Source organism: Streptosporangium sp. OZ121 (assembly GCF_051918885.1).
GTDB lineage: Bacteria > Actinomycetota > Actinomycetes > Streptosporangiales > Streptosporangiaceae > Streptosporangium.
The window spans coordinates 86,599-102,694 of record NZ_JBPXMC010000027.1 but is presented as its reverse complement, the minus strand read 5'-3'; the positions used below and the strand labels follow the sequence as shown (position 1 = coordinate 102,694).

The window sequence follows — 16,096 nt, the reverse complement described above, 5'->3', positions numbered from 1 at the left end:
TCCAGCCCCTCCTCAGAACGCGAACGCGCGGTCGACTGCGTGCAGGACCCGGTCCAGGTCGGGCAGGTAGTAGTCCTCGAGCCGCGAGGGCGGGTAGGGGGTCGAGGGTCCTCCGGCCCTCAGGACCGGGGCCTCCAGGTGGTAGAAGCACTCCTCGGTGACGCGGGCGGCGACCTCGGCGCCGAAGCCGTTGAAGACCGGCGCCTCGTGCACCACGACGCATCGCCCGGTCCTGCGCACCGACTCCACGACCCTCGCGGTGTCGAGCGGGTTGAGCGAGCGCAGGTCCACGACCTCCAGGGAGCGGCCGTCCTCCTCGGCCGCCTTCGCGGCCTCCAGGCAGGTCTTCACCATCGGCCCGTACGCGAGCAGGGTGAGGTCCGTCCCCGGCCGCACCACCTTGGCCTCGTCGAAGGGGGTCCAGCCGGAGGGGTCGACGTCCACCTCGGCCTTCTCCCAGTAACGCCGCTTGGGCTCGAAGAAGATCACCGGGTCGTCGCAGCGGATCGCCTGCTGGATCATGGTGTAGGCGTCGGCCGGGTTGGAGCAGGCCACGACGCGCAGACCCGCCGTGTGGGTGAAGTAGGCCTCGGGCGACTCGCTGTGGTGCTCCACCGCGCCGATGCCGCCGCCGCACGGGATCCGTACGACGACCGGCAGTCTCAGCTTGCCCAGCGAGCGCAGCGGCATCTTGGCGAGCTGCGTGATGATCTGGTCGGCCGCGGGGAAGACGAACCCGTCGAACTGGATCTCGCAGACCGGCCGGTAGCCGCGCAGCGCCAGGCCGATGGCCGTCCCGACGATGCCCGACTCGGCGAGCGGGGTGTCGATGACCCGCTGCTCGCCGAAGTCCTTCTGCAGGCCGTCCGTCACCCGAAACACCCCGCCGAGCTTGCCGACGTCCTCACCCATGACGAGGACCTTGGGGTCGTCCTCCATGGCCTTGCGCATGCCCTCGTTGAGCGCCTTGGCCATCGTGAGAATGCTCATGCCTCGAACCCCTCCAGGTAGGTGGCGAACTCGGCACGCTCGGCGTCGATCAGGGAGTGCCGCTCGGCGTAGACGTTGTCGAAGATGGCCAGCGGCTCGGGGTCGGGCAGTTCGAGGCAGCGCTTGCGGACGTCCCGTCCCAGCTCGTCGGCCTCGGCGTCGACCGCGTCGAAGAACTCCTGGTCGGCGATCTGGTTCTTGAACATGTAGGCCCTGACCCGCTCGATCGGGTCCTTGAGCTTCCACGCCTCCAGCTCGGCGGCCACCCGGTAGCGGGTCGGGTCGTCGGAGGTGGTGTGGGCGCCCATCCGGTAGGTGAAGGCCTCGATCAGCATGGGCCCCTGCCCGGACCTGGCGTCGGCCAGCGCCTTTCGGGTGACGGCCAGGCAGGCGAAGACGTCGTTGCCGTCGACCCGGACGCCGGGGAACCCGAACCCGCTGGCCCTGCGGTACAGGGGGATGCGCGACTGCTTCTCCAGCGGCTCGGAGATGGCCCACTGGTTGTTCTGGCAGAAGAACACCACCGGCGCGTTGAACACCGACGCCCAGATGAACGACTCGTTCACGTCGCCCTGGGAGGTGGCGCCGTCGCCGAAGTAGACGATGCTCGCGGCCTCGGCGCCGTCGCGCTGGATGCCCATGGCGTAGCCGACCGCGTGCAGGGTCTGGCTGCCGATCACGATGGTGTAGAGGTGGAAGTTGTGCTCGGCGGGGTCCCAGCCTCCGTGGTTGACGCCGCGGAACAGGCCGAGGAGGTTGACCGGGTCGACCCCCCTGCACCAGGCCACGCCGTGCTCGCGGTAGGTCGGGAACGCCATGTCGGCCTCGGTCAGCGCCCGGCCGGAGCCGATCTGCGCGGCCTCCTGCCCGAGCAGCGAGGCCCACAGACCAAGCTCGCCCTGGCGTTGCAGGGCCACGGCCTCCAGGTCGACGCGGCGGACCATGACCAGGTCCCGGTAGAGCCCGCGGATCTCCTCGGGCGTCAGGTCTATGTCGTAGTCGGGGTGCTCGACCCGTTCTCCTTCGGGGGTCAGCAGTTGGATGAGCTCCGGAGGTGCTTCCGCACCACGAGAGGCGTCGGCTGTCACGTGCCACTCCTGTGTGCTCGGGGCCGTCTGGATGGGTTCTCCACCATGGTCCGGCCGATTCGCGACGCGTTCGACCCGTCTGGTGGTGGTTCGCCCGCGCTTGTGGCCATCGTGGCAGAGGTCACATACATGTGCGCAAGACCTGCCTCGGCGTCCATATGCTCCCCGTTCCCCGCGCGTTCCCTTTCACCCGCCCGTTTCGTCCGCGTGGCGCGGAGCCGCCCCGGCCCTCTCGCGCGTACGACCCGGGCCTCGGGTTCCCGTCATCTTCGCGCGTACGACGCGGGTCCGGCTCCCGTCATCTTCGCGCGTACGGCCCGGGGTTCCTCGCGCGGGATTCCGGATCCGGATCGGCCCCCGCGCCGGAGCGCGGCCGGAGCCCGTTACTCTTGAGGCGCCGGACCGTCCCCGTCACAACCAGGAGGAACACCGTGGCGCGCGTCATCGTCGACGTCATGCTGAAGCCCGAGATTCTCGACGCGCAGGGGCAGGCGATCGCCCGCGCACTGCCGCGGCTCGGCTTCTCCGGTGTCTCAGCGGTACGGCAGGGCAAGCGGTTCGAGGTGGAGCTCGAAGGGCCCGCCGACGAGGCGGCACTTGCGGACGTCCGAAAAATGGCCGAGACCCTGCTCGCCAACACGGTGATCGAGGACTACACCGTCACCGTCGAGTCCTAGGCCGTCACTCCCCGCAGATCAACCGCCCAGATCCGGCTATATCCGGCTTTATGGGCGGAGCAATCCCACGGCTTGACCACCAGTCAATAACATTACGGTTATTTTGCGGTTAGCCCGGATTCTGCAGGGAAGCCTTCTCGAGGTGACGTCTGACCCCGGGAGGAAACCGGTGGACATGGAGTTCTCGCTGGCTCTGCCGCGACAGGCCGTCGGTATTCCGATGGTCCGCAGAGCGCTCGGTGACTCCCTGCGCTCGCTCGGAGTCACGGAAGACTGCATCGCCGACATCCTGCTGGCGGTGACCGAGGCGTGCGCCAACGCCGTACGGCACGGGGGTCCGGCCAACCGCTACGAGGTCGACACCGCCGTCGGCCACGGCCGCTGCGACGTCCGCATCATCGACCGGGGCCAGGGCCTCGTCCGGGTGCCGGAGCACTACCCGCCGACCGACGCCGAGAACGGCAGGGGCCTGCTCATCATGCAGGCCGTGGTGGACGAGATCTCCTTCGACATCACCCCCGGCCGGGGCACCGTCGTGCACCTGCGCAAGCACCTCGACTGGGACGACGACGCCACCTACCCCCGCGGCCGGGTGCTCGCCGCCGTATAGGGCCGTATAAGACCGTACGGACCCGGCCACCCTCCGCTGAGCTGTGCGATCGGACACTCCGAGACTGAGCGCCCGCCGGGAACGGATAACCTGGGAGCACCGCCGCAGACCGACGTCCGAGTGTGTGAGACGCCGGCGTGGTGCTCGTTTGTGGAGGGGAACGCTGTCTTGACTTCTTCCCCACGGCTGAAGCCAGGGGATTCCAACCCTCACGGGTCGGTTTTCCTGCTTCACCGCCGGTTGCCCACCAGGAGAAAAACTCTCCCCTTTGAGGTCTTACACCGGCTCCACAGGCGTTTTTTCTCTCCGCCAGCCCAGCGGCGAGGGTGGTGCGGGTCATGCGTACGGCGGTTTGGTTATCGCCACCGTCCGAACATGGTAGCCCGTGCGGCGCCTTGCCGCGTCTCCTTCCCAAGCCCAAAGGCGAGGGTCTCCACGCTGAAAGGAAGACGATGAGTGCTGCCCGCGTGGGCGTGGTCACTTTTCCCGGAACTCTTGACGATCAGGACGCGGCTCGCGCCGTGCGCCACGCGGGTGGCGAAGCCGTCCCGCTGTGGCACGCGGACCCCGATCTCAAGGGGGTGGACGCGGTCTTCCTGCCGGGCGGGTTCTCCTACGGAGATTACCTGCGCTGCGGGGCCATCTCCAGGTTCGCGCCGCTGATGGAGGAGCTGATCCCCGCCGCCGGAGCCGGGCTGCCGGTGCTCGGCACCTGCAACGGCTTCCAGATCCTCTGTGAGGCCCACCTGCTGCCCGGGGCGCTGATGCGCAACGCCGGGCTGCACTACATCTGCCGCGACCAGGGCATCCGGGTCGAGAACACCGCCACCCCCTGGACCACGGACTTCGCCGAGGGCCAGGAGATCGTGCTGCCGGTCAAGCACGGCGAGGGCCGCTACGTCGCCGACGAGGCGACCCTGGGCGCTCTGGAGGCGGGCGGCCAGGTCGTCTTCCGGTACACGGGCGGCAACCCCAACGGCTCCCTGAACGACATCGCGGGCATCCGCAACGAGGCCGGCAACGTCGTCGGCCTCATGCCGCACCCCGAGCACGCCGTCGAGGACCTCACCGGCGCCCCGAGCACGGACGGGCGCGCCTTCTTCTCCTCGATCCTGAAGAAGCTGGTGAACGCATGAGTCTCGACACCGTCAAGCGGGCCGAGGACACCCCCGACGAGCGCCAGCCGTACGCCGAGCTGGGCATGAAGCTCGACGAGTACGAGCGGGTCCGCCAGATCCTCGGCCGCCGGCCCACCGGCTCCGAGCTGGCCATCTACAGCGTCATGTGGAGCGAGCACTGCTCCTACAAGTCGTCCAAGGTGCACCTGCGCCAGTTCGGCACCAAGGCCCCCGAGTCGGCGGCGCTGCTCGTCGGCATGGGGGAGAACGCCGGGGTCGTGGACATCGGCGACGGCTGGGCCGCCACCTTCAAGATCGAGTCGCACAACCACCCGTCCTACGTCGAGCCCCACCAGGGCGCGGCGACCGGCGTCGGCGGCATCGTCCGCGACATCATGTCGATGGGCGCCCGGCCGATCGCGGTGATGGACGCCCTCCGCTTCGGCGCGGCCGACGCCCCCGACACCCGGCGGGTGCTGCCCGGCGTGGTCGAGGGCATCAGCCACTACGGCAACTGCCTGGGGCTGCCGAACATCGGCGGCGAGGTCGTCTTCGACCCCTGCTACATCGGCAACCCGCTGGTCAACGCCCTGTGCGTGGGCCTGCTGCGCAAGGACCAGATCAAGCTCGCGGTGGCCCCGGGACCGGGCAACAAGGTCGTCCTGTTCGGCGCGCTCACCGGCCCCGACGGCATCGGCGGCGCCTCCGTGCTCGCCTCGGCCACGTTCGAGGACGAGTCGCAGGCCAAGCGCCCCAGCGTCCAGGTCGGCGACCCCTTCATGGAGAAGCTGCTGATCGAGTGCTGCCTGGAGCTGTACCAGGCGGACGTGGTCGTCGGCATCCAGGACCTCGGCGCCGCCGGAGTCTCCTGCGCGACCACCGAGCTGGCGGCCAAGGGCACCGGCGGCATGGACGTCAGGCTCGACCTCGTCCCGCTGCGCGATCCGTCGCTGCGGCCCGAGGAGATCCTGATGAGCGAGTCGCAGGAGCGCATGATGGCGGTCGTCGCCCCCGGCGACATCGACGCCTTCATGGCGATCTGCGCGAAGTGGGACATCCCCGCGACCGTGATCGGCGAGGTCACCGACTCCGACCGCCTCGTGATGACCTGGCACGGCGAGACCATCGTCGACATCCCGCCGGGCACCGCGGCCGACGAGGGCCCGGTCTACGAGCGGCCGTTCCACGAGCCCGCCGGCCAGGCCGCGCTGAACGGCGACGACCCCGGCCGCCTCGACCGCCCCGCCGACCTGCGCGCGGCGCTGCTGGGGCTCCTCGGCTCGCCGAACCTGGCGTCCAAGGAGTGGGTGACCTCCCAGTACGACCGGTACGTCCGTGGCAACACCGTGCTGGCCCAGCCCGCCGACGCGGGCGTGCTGCGCGTCAGCGAGGCCATGCCCGGCGCCGAGGAGACGACCAGGGGAATCGCGCTGGCCACCGACGGCAACGGCCGCTACGCCCGCCTCGACCCGTACGCCGGGGCCCAGCTCGCCCTCGCCGAGGCGTACCGGAACGTGGCCGTGACCGGCGCGACGCCGCTGGCGGTGACCAACTGCCTCAACTTCGGCTCCCCCGAGGACCCCGAGGTCATGTGGCAGTTCTCCGAGGCCGTGCGCGGTCTCGCCGACGCCTGCAAGACCCTCGGCGTCCCGGTGACCGGCGGCAACGTCTCGTTCTACAACCAGACGGGATCCGTCCCGATCCACCCGACGCCGGTCGTCGGCGTGCTGGGCGTCATCGACGATGTGGCCACGCGCGTGCGGAGCGGTTTCACCGGCGACGGCGACAGGATCGTCCTGCTCGGCGAGACCGAGGAGGAGTTCGGCGGCTCGGAGTGGGCGCACGTGGCCCACGGCCACCTCGGCGGCCTGCCGCCCGTGGCGCGGCTGGAGTCGGAGCGCGACCTGGCCCTCGTGCTGGCCGAGGCCGCCTCGCGGGGGCTGCTGACCGGTTCCCACGACCTGTCGGACGGCGGGCTGGCCATCGCCCTCGCCGAGGCCTGCATCGCCCAGGGCGTGGGCTGCGAGGTCTCCCTGACGGGCGACGACGCGTTCGTCGACCTGTTCAGCGAGTCGTCGGCCCGCGCGCTGGTGACCGTCGCGCCGGAGTCGTTCGACGCCTTCGCGGAGCTGTGCGCGGCCCGCGAGGTGCCCTGCTACGGCCTGGGCACCACCGGCGGCGACTCCCTGAACGTGGCGGGCGTCCTGGACATCCCGGTCACCGAATTGAGGGAGACCCACACGTCCACCCTGCCGGGCATCTTCGGCTGATCGTCTCCCGGATGAGGCACTTTCGTGGGCCAGGCCCCTCACCGTCATGTGACGGTGAGAGGCCTGGCCCGTTTATATGGATCACACGGTCGGCGCCGGGAGGCGGCGCGCCGGGGACGAGGGGTCCCCGCCGCACCGCCCGCCCGTCGCGTTCCCGCGAACGGGTCGGACGATCAGGCGGCCGCGCGGATCACGTACACGACGCCCTGGGTCTTGCCGTTGCCCCCGTGACCGGCGGGAACGCCTTCTCTCGATCTCGTGTCCGGCGTTCCGCGCCCGATCCGGGGTCAGGACTACATGCAGATCGCGTAGACGGTGCCGCTGGTGTTCTTGCCGCTCACGGTCCAGCCGGTGGGCGTGGAGCCGGTGGGCGCGCTCGTGTAGATCTGGCCGGAAGCGCTACCGCTGCTGCTGCTGAAGCCGCCGCCCGTGGCGACCTTGCCCGAACCGCAGCTCACGCTCTGGCTGCCGCCGTGGCCACCGAAGTTGAACTGCGTGCTGACGGTGGTGACGGTGGGGGTTCCGCCGCCGCCACCCGATCCCGGCGTGCCGGGGTCGCCCTTGGGGCCCTTCAGCGACGCGATGAACTCCGCCTTGGACTTGCCCCTGTTACCCGGCAGTTCGAGCCAGACCTCGTAGGCGCTCTTACCGTCGTCGCCGTCCCTGCCGTTCCGGCCGTCGTCGCCGTCCCTGCCGGGCTTGCCGTCGGCACCCTTGGGACCGGCCGGACCCGCCGGGCCCGCCGGGCCCCTCTCGCCCTGAATGCCGTTCCTGCCGTCGTCGCCCTTGAGGCCCTGCGGCCCCTGCTTGCCGTCATCCCCCTTGGGACCCTGCGGACCGGTCTCACCCTTGAGACCTTGCGGACCGGTCTCACCCTTGAGACCCTGCGGACCGGCCTCACCCTTGGGCCCCTGCGGGCCGACGGCGCCCTTGAGGCCCCTGAAGCCCTGCTGCCCCTGCGGTCCCTGCGGTCCGGCGTCGCCCTTGGGACCCTGGGCGCCTCGCGGGCCCTGCGGCCCGGCGGTGGCGAGACCCTGCTGGCCCTGGGTCGTCTGCCCCCACTTGATCCGGACCTCGGTCGGCCTGCACCTGGCCGTCGCGTTGACGATCCGGGTGTAGCGCGTCTGCTTGTGGACGCACGCGTGAATCTCCGCCGCCGCCGACGAGGCGACGGCGCTGCCGCTCGCGGTGAACAACGTTCCAACGAGCACGCCAACGGTCACTACGGCGAGCGTGCGTCCGCCCGGCAACGTGATAGCCACTGGGCTTCCTTTCTGCGACACCAGAGCATGGTGTGATGGGAGAGGTACGCGTAGTACACGTTTCGACCGTTCCAACGGTTGGCACATGAAACATCACACTTCGGTGTCGGAAGCCCGGCGGTTAACTCGCCTGCCGGCACCTGCCCCGTACGGGATAATCGGACCGTTCGGGGGAACCCGCCCGCTGGGCGTGGACGAACAAGACAGGGAACCCGCAGGGTTCTCCAGACGCGGAGGCCACCGTGCCGACCATCAACCCGACAGACGCGGTCATGGAAGACCGGGCCCGACGGGAACCGTACCTACCACCGGCGACCCAGCCGATCCGCACCGTGGTGTGGGCGCTGCATCTGGCGCTGCCGATGCTCGGGCTCTGGCTGCTGCTCGCCGAGCCAGACCTGAACATCGTGCTGCAGGACAACCCCAGCCATTTCTGGCTGATCATCACCGTGGCCGGGATCAACCTGGTCCTGGGTCTCATGGTCGGCGAGGCGTCGGCCCGGCGGGCGGACGCCCGGCTGCTGCTGGTCTCGCTCGTCTTCCTGAGCGGCGCGGGATCGTTCCTGGTGCACGGGCTGACCACGCCGGGGGTCATCCTGGACAAAACAAGCTACGGCTTCGACCTCTCGCACCCGGTCGGTCTCCTCGTGGCCTCGGTGTTCGCGTTCGCGTCGGCACTGCCCCTGGGCGAGCGGGCGGCCGCGGCCGTGCTGAGGAACCAGATGTGGCTGCGCGCCGGTCTCGCCGCCCTGATCACCCTGTGGGGGGTGGCCTGCCTGGTGCCGCGTCTGACCCCGCTCAGCGGCTCACCTCCCGAGGGGATCGGCCTCGGCGGCCTGGAGTGGATCGGGGTGGCCCTGTTCGCGGCGGCGGCGGCGATGATGTTCCAGTTGCACCGCAGGCGCCCGGCGGTCGTGCTGATCAGCCTGGTCACCGCGTACGCGCTGCTCGCCGAGGCGCTGGTCGCGGGATTGTCCCACCGCAACTGGCACCTGTCGTGGTGGCTGTGGCACGCGCTGCTGACCACGGCGTTCGTCTTCGTCGCCTACAGCGCCTACCTGCAGTTCCGGCGGGAGGGCACGAGCGTGGGGCTGTTCGACTCGGTGGCGCTGTCGGCGACGGTCACCAGGATCAGGGCCGACTACGAGGCCGCCCTGGAGGAGCTCGTCGGCCACCTGCGGCGCAGGGAGGAGAGCAGGGTCCCGATCGCGAACAGGCTGGCGGGCAAGTTCGGGCTCACCGACTCGCAGGTGGCGGTGCTCGACCGGGCGGGAGAGGCGCTGGCCAACGAGCGGGAGCTGAGCGACCGGCTCGCGGCGCTGGCCGACATCGGCAGGCAGGCCCGCGTGGGCCTGCCTGAGAAGGAGATGCTGGCCCAGGGCCTCGACCGCGTGCGGCAGGCGTACGGGGACGTCCGGATCAAGCTGGTCGACAACGGCCGGGTCACCGTGAACTCCAAGGAGTACGGCCAGCGGGACTTCCCCGAGGACCAGCCGATCCGGCTGGAGGGGAAGGTCCTGCACCCGCTGACGGTGAAGGGCAGGCTCGCCGGGGCGCTGGAGGTGCCGATCGGCAGGACCCCGCAGGACGAGGCGCTCGCCGCCACGCTGGCCGGCCAGATGTCCATCTCCCTGGAGAACGCCCGGCTCTACAGCGAGCTGGAGACCCTGTTCCGGCAGTACATGTCGCCGGACGTGGCCCAGTCGCTGCTCGCCGACCCGCAGACGGCGGCGCTCGGCGGCGAGCTGGTGGAGCTGACCGCGCTCTTCGCCGACCTGAAGGGCTTCACGAGCTTCTCCGAGCGGGTGGCGCCCGGCGAGATCGTCGAGATGCTGAACCGGTACCACACCGCGGCCGTGCCCATCGTGCTCGGCAACGGCGGCACGATCGTGCAGTTCGTGGGCGACGCGCTGCTCGCGCTGTTCAACGCCCCCTCCCGGCAGGAGGACCACGCCCTCGCCGCGGTGCGGGCGGGCCTGGCGATGCAGGAGGCGGCCGAGGAGATCGCGGCGGGAACGCCCGGATATCCTCGGTTCAGGATCGGCATCAACACCGGTGAGGCGCTCGTCGGAAACATCGGCAGCCCCGAGTTGCGCGGGTTCAACGCGATGGGCGACTGCGTCAACGTGGCCGCCCGGCTCGAAGGGATCGCGGAGCCCGGCAGCGTCGTGATCGGCCAGACCACCCTCGACCTGATCGGTCCCCAGGCCAAGACCCAGTCCCTGGGCTGGCTCAACCTCAAGGGTAGGGAACAACCCGTCCATGCCTACGTGCTGTCTGGGCTCTCGTAAAAGTACCTTTCGCCGCGGGAGCCGTACGAACACAATCGAGATCGCCAGGAGGTGGTTATGACTTCTTCCCCCGAACCGGGCGAATTCATTACATTGCTCACAGAAGATGAGGTAAAGGCCCTGTACGCCGCCGGGCGACCTCGGCGCTGGGACAGGGGCGCGACGATATGCACCGAGGGCGACGTGAGCGACTGGGTGCTCATCCTGACCTCCGGCCGCGTCAAGGTGTCCTCGCACACCGCGGCCGGCGGTGAGGTGGTCCTCGCGGTGCGGGGGCCAGGGGCGCTGCTCGGCGAGTTCGCGGCGATCGACGGTCTGCCCAGGTCCGCCACGGTCACCGCCCTCGAACCCGTGGAGGGGATCACGGTCCGCGACTTCTCCTCCTACCTGCACGCTCATGGGAGAGTCGCCGTCCTGTTAATGCAGATGGTGATCGGCAAGATGCGCGACTCCGACCGCAAGCGCATCGAGTACGGCGCGTTCGACACCACCGGCCGCGTGGCCACCCGGCTGGTCGAGCTGGCCGAGCGGTACGGCGAGCCGGACAACGGCGGGGTGCGGGTGGCGCTGCCCCTCTCCCAGGACGAGCTGGCCGGCTGGACCGGGGCCTCCCGCGAGGCGGTCAGCAAGGCGCTGCGCTCCCTGCGCGATCGCGGGCTGATCGAGACGGGCCGGCGTCGCGTGATCATCCATGACATGGAGGGCCTGCGCAAACGGGCCCGCTGAGGGCACGCCGTAGTTAGAAGGGCCGTACGACCGCGTGGTACGGCCGGCCGTACGGGTCAGCGGAGGGGCGTGCCCGCCCGCGAGGGGAAGGGCACGCCCCTCCGCTGACCCGGCACGTGGACGCGGGAGCGGGACGCGCTTCGGGGTGAGACCGGATCACGGTCGACGTACAACGTACGTCAGACTGGGAGCCATGGTCGCAATTCCCCAAGACCTGCCCGGATCCCCCGAATACCTATCAAAACTCCGCTACGCGTGGCGGGTCTGCTCGGTCACCAGCCTCGGTCTGGTCATGATCGGCATCTCCGGCAGCACCCTGAACGTGGCGCTTCCCACCGTGGTCAGGCACTTCCACGCGGACGCGTTCTCCGCGGGCTGGGTCCTGCTCGCCTTCCTGCTCGTCAACACCGCGACGCTGGTGTTCTTCGGACGGGTGGCCGACCTGCTCGGCCGCCGGGAGATCTACCTGGCGGGGTTCGTCCTGTTCACCGTCGGATCGTTGCTGGCCGGGCTCTCGCCGGGCATCTGGTTCCTGATCGCGATGCGCGCGGTGCAGGCGGTCGGCGCCGCGATGATCCTCGCCAACGGAACAGTGATCATCACCGACGCCTTCCCTCCCGACCGGCTCAGCCAGGGCATGGGCGTCTACATCGGCACCCTCTCGGTCGCCCAGCTCGCCGGTCCCACCCTGGGCGGCCTCGTCGCCGAGACCGCCGGCTGGCAGTGGATCTTCTGGATGAACGTGCCCGCCGGGTTGATCGCCCTCACCTGGGGAGCGTTCACGCTGCGCCGCGTCCCGCGGGGAGAGCGCCGGCCGGTGGACGCACTCGGCAACCTGATCGTGTTCGCCGCCCTCTCCGCCGCCCTGATCGCGCTGTCCGAGGCGGGCTCGCGCGGCCTGTCGAGCCCCGTGGTGATCGTCGGCGCGGCGATCGCGGCGGTGCTGGTGCCGGTACTGGTCGCGGTGGAGCGCCGGGCCTCGCATCCCGTGCTCGACCTGCGGCTGTTCGGCGAGCGCATGCTGGCCTTCGCCAACCTCGCCTCCTTCTGCAACGCGCTGGCGCGCTCGGCACTGATCCTGCTGGTCGCCCTCTACTTCCAGGCCGCCAGGGGCGTCGACGCCGTCACCGCGGCCCTGGGCGTGCTCCCCGTCCCGATCGGCATGGCGCTCGCCTCCCCCGCCGCCGGCGCCCTCGGCCGCCGCGTCAGGCCGTACGCGCTGTCGGTGGGCGGCGCCCTGATGAGCGCGACCGGGCTGGGCGTCCTGCTCCTGAACACCGACCCCGTCACGCCGTACTGGATCATCGCGGTGGGCCTGTTCCTGTGCGGCTGCGGCAGCGGCACCTTCCTGACCGGCAACACGACCCAGGTCATGTCCGCCCTGCCCGCCGGGAGCCTGGGCGTGGTGAACGGATTCCGGCTCATGATCATGAACGTGGGGATCGTGCTGAGCGTCGCCCTCACGCTCAGCGTCCTGACCGGCTCGGTCAGCGCCGAGCTGCGCGGGCAGGTGTACGCGGGCACGCTGTCGCGCGTCTCCCCCGTCGCCGTCGAGCACCTGATGACCGGCTTCCAGCGGACCTACGCCGTCCTGTTCGCCGTCGCGCTCACGGGCGCCCTGACGGCCGCCCTCGCCCGCCCCCGCCGCTCCGGCCGCGCGGGGTCGCCCTCCTGAGTCAGTGCCCTCCTGAGCGGGCGGACAGCGCCTCGATGCCGGCCATGAGGAGGTCGACGCCGAAGGTGTCGTAGAGGTCGGGGGCGCCGCCCTCGGAGAGGGGCACGGCCATCTCCACGATGTTCGGGTAGACGTCCGGCGGCAACGACTGGAGCCTGAGCCGCTTGAGGCGCGTCCGCTCGGCCGCCTCCTGCTCGGAGAGCCCCGGAGGGCAGTGCCGCCTCGGACCCGCGGCCAGCGCGATCGCGCCGCTGAGCAGGTACTGGGAGATCATGCAGCTCTCGTCGCGGGAGAACCCGCCGCGCTTGGCGAGACCGAGAGCCGTGTCCCAGACCGCCAGGAAGACGGGCACCTCCAGGTGGTCCACCGCGTCCAGCACGTCCGCCGCGCACGGGTGACGCCGGAGCACCCTGACCAGGCCCGCGACGAGCTCGCGGAGCCCCTCCTGCCACGGGCCCGTGTAGCCGCCCTCGATCACGAAGCCCTCGATCAGGTGGCCCGCCATGCCGGCGGTCAGCTGCTCCTTGTTCGTCAACAACCTGGGGCTGATGCCCCGGGCTTGCATCTCTTCGCCCTATCTGGCTGACAGGACGAGGATGCACTGGAACCGACCTGCTCAAGGCCGGACCCGTTGGGCATGTTGACAAATACCCACGCCGTCGCCGCACGCTTGGCGACGTTGACGGCGGCGATGTGGTCAGCAGGGCCAGCGAGCCCGCATGAGGTACACAGGAAGGTATTGCGGTCAGGGCGATTAGTCCGACTTACATGCCCGCACCAGCGGTTCGAGCATGTCTGGGAGGTATATGCCGGATCAACTTCAATACAGGGCACTCCGGCCCGGTATGCCTTGTAGCCGTTCCTGGCGGAGGGCGCCGGGCAGCTGACCGCCTTTTTGGACGCCTACCGGTACACGCTGGTCGTCGCCGCGGCCATCGTGCTGGTGGGCGTGCCGGTGAGCCTGCTGTCGCTGCGGGCCTCCCGGCCCGCAGGCCCGCCGGTGGTCACCGAGGAACGTCCCGCCGTACCGGTGGGTTAGGTTCCCGGAACGCGGAAGGGCACCGGCTCGCGTCCCCGGGGTGGGACGCGAGCCGGTGCCGGAAGCGGTGCGAGCCGGCGGCCGGATCGGGACCAGGCCCACGTCCCCCCGAGCGGGCGCGGGCCGGTGTCCGGACGGGGCCGGTGCCGGGACGCGAACCGCGGGCGGACGCGGGTGCGAGCCGGCGGCCGGATCAGGAGCCGATCTTGCCGCCCTTCGCGTGCCAGGCGACCACGACGGACGGGCGGGGTTGGGAGGTGCCGCCGTCGGGCCAGTGGCTGCTGGGGGTCTCGGGGGTGGCGCCGTCGGTCTCGCCGGGGTGCTGCACGGCCACGAAGACGCTGCGCTGGTCCGCGCTGACCAGCGGGCCGCAGGTCTCCGCGCCGACCGGCACGCTCAGGAACTGCTTCAGGTGACCGCGCTCGGGACCGCGGACCGGCATGGCGAACAGGCCGTCGTTGGCGCCGAGCTGGTTGCCGTCGGTGGAGATCCAGAGGTTGCCGTCGGCGTCGAAGGCGACGTTGTCCGGGCAGGAGATCGGCGAGACCTTGGTCTTGTCGAACCCGGCGAAGTAGGTCGCCGGGTCGTTCGGGTCGCCGCAGACCAGGGGCAGGGACCAGGCGAAGGTCGTGGCCCCGGCGTCGTTGCGCCGCTCGACGATCTCCAGGACGTGGCCGTGCTTGTTCGCCGGACGCGGGTTGGCCTCGTCCACCTGGGCCGGGGTCCGGTTGCCGTTGTTGGTCAGGGCCACGTAGACGCCGCCGGTGACGGGGTTGCGCTCCACGTCCTCGGGACGGTCCATCTTGGTCGCGCCGACCTTGTCGGCCGCCATACGGGTGTAGACGAGCACCTCCGCGGCCGTCATCCCGGGGACGTGCGAGACCTTGCCGGTGACCAGCGGGATCCACTCGCCCGAGCCGTCGAACCGCCCGTCTGCGGGGAGCTTGCCGGTGCCGTCGATCTCGGTGGCCGGGCTGTCGCCGGTGAACTTCGCCACGTACAGCGTGCCGTCGTCCAGCAGGGTCCGGTTGTGCCGGTCGAAGCCCCGGATGTAGCGCTCCCGGGAGACGAACTTGTAGACGTACTCGAACCGGGAGTCGTCGCCCATGTAGGCCACCACCCGGCCGTCGGCGGCCAGGGAGGTGGTGGCTCCCTCGTGGGCCATCCTGCCCAGGGCGGTGCGCTTGATCGGGGTGGAGTCGGGGTCGAACGGGTCGATCTCCACGATCCAGCCGGCGCGGTTGACCTCGTTCGGGTGCTTGGCCAGGTCGAAACGCTCCTCGACCCTGTCGAACCTGCGGTTGCCGCTCGGGATGCCCGTCGTGGTGTTCACCCCGTACCGGGCGAGGTACGGCTTCTGCGCCTCGGGCACGCCGTTGCCGTTGACGAAGTACTGGTTGAAGTTCTCCTCGCCGCTGAGCACCGTGCCCCACGGCGTGGTGCCGCCCGCGCAGTTGTTCAGCATGCCGATCGGCGTGGTGCCCTTGGGGTCGGCGGCGGTCCTCAGCAGGGCGCTGCCGGCCGCGGGGCCGGTGAACTTCATGGGGGTGTGCACGGTGACGCGGCGGTTGTAGCGGCGGGAGCCCCGGGTGACCAGCTTCCACTGGCCGGACCCGCCCACCCGCTCGATCTCGACCACCGAGCCGCCGTGCGCGGCCATCCCGATCCTGATCTGCTCCTCCGTCGCGGAGGTGCCGTCCGTGTAACCGCGGAACATCAGGGTCTCGTCGCTGTACTCGTGGTTGACCCAGAGCAGGCCCCGGTGCTGCCCCATCGGGAAGAGGGTGACGTAGTCGCAGTTGTAGCCGAACTGCTTGGCCTGCGCGGCGGCCGTCTGGTTCTCGAAGTCGAACGCGGGGGCGCCGGGCAGAACCGGGTCGCCCCAGCGCACCACGGCCGCCGACAGGTAGCCCGAGGGGACCGTGACCTTGTCGTCGGTGTTCGGCGCGACGGCGGTGAAGCGGAGACCGCCCTTCTGGCCGTGGTCGTGACCGTGGCCCCCGCCGAAGGTGCTCGCGTCCACGTCCGGGTCGGCGAGGGCGGGGAGCGTCGTACCGATCCCGACCCCGGCGACGACGGCGCCCAGGGCACCGGCCCGCAGCACGCCGCGACGGGTCATCACCTCGGCGACCACGTCGCCGAAGTAGCTGTTGTCGCTGGTGTTCGTCACATCGTGGGCGCACTGGTCACCGCAGCGGAACCGGCAGGTGAGCGCGCTGCGTCCACCCTTGTGCGGGCTCGTGAGCAGGGGGAGCAGTCGGCGCGGCGACATGTTCGCCACAGGGTCCTCCAAAAAGGGGCGAGGTCTTTCGGCCCGGAGGCTACGCGGGCCGGTCGAACCCGAGGTGAA

Annotated in this window: 13 protein-coding genes and 1 pseudogene; 8 read left to right on the top strand and 6 right to left on the bottom strand. The window is 70.4% G+C overall.

The features are described from left to right. Positions 1-12: 12 nt before the first annotated feature. On the bottom strand, positions 13-990 hold the full coding sequence (locus tag ACTOQ1_RS34095) for an alpha-ketoacid dehydrogenase subunit beta (RefSeq protein ID WP_440072082.1): 978 nt from the start codon (positions 988-990) through the stop codon (positions 13-15). Continuing rightward, positions 987-2,078: a pyruvate dehydrogenase (acetyl-transferring) E1 component subunit alpha gene (pdhA, locus tag ACTOQ1_RS34090; protein ID WP_344747633.1), complete on the bottom strand. Its 1,092-nt coding sequence runs from the start codon at positions 2,076-2,078 to the stop codon at positions 987-989. Before pdhA ends, ACTOQ1_RS34095 begins: the two co-directional genes overlap by 4 nt. Before the next feature lie 431 nt (positions 2,079-2,509). On the opposite strand from pdhA, the gene purS reads away from it, so the two are divergent. The 4 genes from purS (at position 2,510) to purL (ending at position 6,753) form a co-directional block, all read left to right on the top strand. After that, positions 2,510-2,755: a phosphoribosylformylglycinamidine synthase subunit PurS gene (purS, locus tag ACTOQ1_RS34085; RefSeq protein WP_329087025.1), complete on the top strand. Its 246-nt coding sequence runs from the start codon at positions 2,510-2,512 to the stop codon at positions 2,753-2,755. A gap of 142 nt (positions 2,756-2,897) precedes the next feature. Next, the gene (locus tag ACTOQ1_RS34080) at positions 2,898-3,365 is read left to right on the top strand and encodes an ATP-binding protein (protein ID WP_440072081.1); all 468 of its coding nucleotides are present in this window, start codon (positions 2,898-2,900) and stop codon (positions 3,363-3,365) included. 452 nt (positions 3,366-3,817) lie between these two features. Continuing rightward, positions 3,818-4,501, top strand: a complete 684-nt coding sequence (gene purQ, locus ACTOQ1_RS34075) for a phosphoribosylformylglycinamidine synthase subunit PurQ (protein ID WP_440072080.1) — start codon at positions 3,818-3,820, stop codon at positions 4,499-4,501. Next, positions 4,498-6,753, top strand: coding sequence for a phosphoribosylformylglycinamidine synthase subunit PurL (gene purL / locus ACTOQ1_RS34070; protein ID WP_440072079.1), 2,256 nt, complete (start codon positions 4,498-4,500; stop codon positions 6,751-6,753). The genes purQ and purL overlap by 4 nt, the downstream gene beginning before the upstream one ends. A 293-nt stretch (positions 6,754-7,046) precedes the next feature. On the opposite strand, the gene ACTOQ1_RS34065 is transcribed toward purL, so the two are convergent. Then, positions 7,047-8,015, bottom strand: a complete 969-nt coding sequence (locus ACTOQ1_RS34065; RefSeq protein ID WP_440072078.1) for a hypothetical protein — start codon at positions 8,013-8,015, stop codon at positions 7,047-7,049. Between the two features lie 242 nt (positions 8,016-8,257). Between ACTOQ1_RS34065 and ACTOQ1_RS34060 the strand changes: the two genes are divergently transcribed. The 3 genes from ACTOQ1_RS34060 to ACTOQ1_RS34050 all read left to right on the top strand — a co-directional run bounded on the left by ACTOQ1_RS34060 (position 8,258) and on the right by ACTOQ1_RS34050 (position 12,707). Next, positions 8,258-10,306, top strand: a complete 2,049-nt coding sequence (locus ACTOQ1_RS34060) for an adenylate/guanylate cyclase domain-containing protein (protein WP_440072077.1) — start codon at positions 8,258-8,260, stop codon at positions 10,304-10,306. A gap of 57 nt (positions 10,307-10,363) precedes the next feature. Further along, the gene (locus ACTOQ1_RS34055) at positions 10,364-11,032 is read left to right on the top strand and encodes a Crp/Fnr family transcriptional regulator (protein WP_440072076.1); all 669 of its coding nucleotides are present in this window, start codon (positions 10,364-10,366) and stop codon (positions 11,030-11,032) included. A 193-nt stretch (positions 11,033-11,225) separates the two neighbouring features. Beyond that, positions 11,226-12,707, top strand: a complete 1,482-nt coding sequence (locus ACTOQ1_RS34050) for an MFS transporter (RefSeq protein ID WP_440072075.1) — start codon at positions 11,226-11,228, stop codon at positions 12,705-12,707. A 1-nt stretch (position 12,708) separates the two neighbouring features. On the opposite strand, the gene ACTOQ1_RS34045 is transcribed toward ACTOQ1_RS34050, so the two are convergent. Then, positions 12,709-13,245 (bottom strand): hypothetical protein, encoded by a 537-nt coding sequence (locus ACTOQ1_RS34045; RefSeq protein ID WP_440072074.1) that lies wholly within the window; start codon positions 13,243-13,245, stop codon positions 12,709-12,711. After that, positions 13,239-13,550 (bottom strand): annotated as a pseudogene (locus tag ACTOQ1_RS34040) (zinc ribbon domain-containing protein); the annotation flags it as partial. The gene ACTOQ1_RS34045 and the pseudogene ACTOQ1_RS34040, both read right to left, overlap by 7 nt. 52 nt (positions 13,551-13,602) lie before the next feature. Here ACTOQ1_RS34040 and ACTOQ1_RS34035 point away from each other — a divergent pair. Further along, positions 13,603-13,746 carry a hypothetical protein gene (locus tag ACTOQ1_RS34035; RefSeq protein WP_440072073.1) on the top strand — a complete coding sequence of 48 codons (144 nt, stop codon included), beginning with the start codon at positions 13,603-13,605 and terminating at the stop codon, positions 13,744-13,746. A gap of 193 nt (positions 13,747-13,939) precedes the next feature. On the opposite strand, the gene ACTOQ1_RS34030 is transcribed toward ACTOQ1_RS34035, so the two are convergent. Further along, on the bottom strand, positions 13,940-16,018 hold the full coding sequence (locus ACTOQ1_RS34030) for a PhoX family protein (RefSeq protein WP_440072106.1): 2,079 nt from the start codon (positions 16,016-16,018) through the stop codon (positions 13,940-13,942). Positions 16,019-16,096 lie beyond the last annotated feature (78 nt).

Coding starts and splice junctions, on each gene's coding strand:
- ACTOQ1_RS34095 (WP_440072082.1), bottom strand. CDS start 990: ATGAGCATTCTCACGATGGCCAAGGCGCTCAACGAGGGCATGCGCAAG.
- purQ (WP_440072080.1), top strand. CDS start 3,818: ATGAGTGCTGCCCGCGTGGGCGTGGTCACTTTTCCCGGAACTCTTGAC.
- purL (WP_440072079.1), top strand. CDS start 4,498: ATGAGTCTCGACACCGTCAAGCGGGCCGAGGACACCCCCGACGAGCGC.
- ACTOQ1_RS34055 (WP_440072076.1), top strand. CDS start 10,364: ATGACTTCTTCCCCCGAACCGGGCGAATTCATTACATTGCTCACAGAA.
- ACTOQ1_RS34050 (WP_440072075.1), top strand. CDS start 11,226: ATGGTCGCAATTCCCCAAGACCTGCCCGGATCCCCCGAATACCTATCA.
- ACTOQ1_RS34030 (WP_440072106.1), bottom strand. CDS start 16,018: ATGTCGCCGCGCCGACTGCTCCCCCTGCTCACGAGCCCGCACAAGGGT.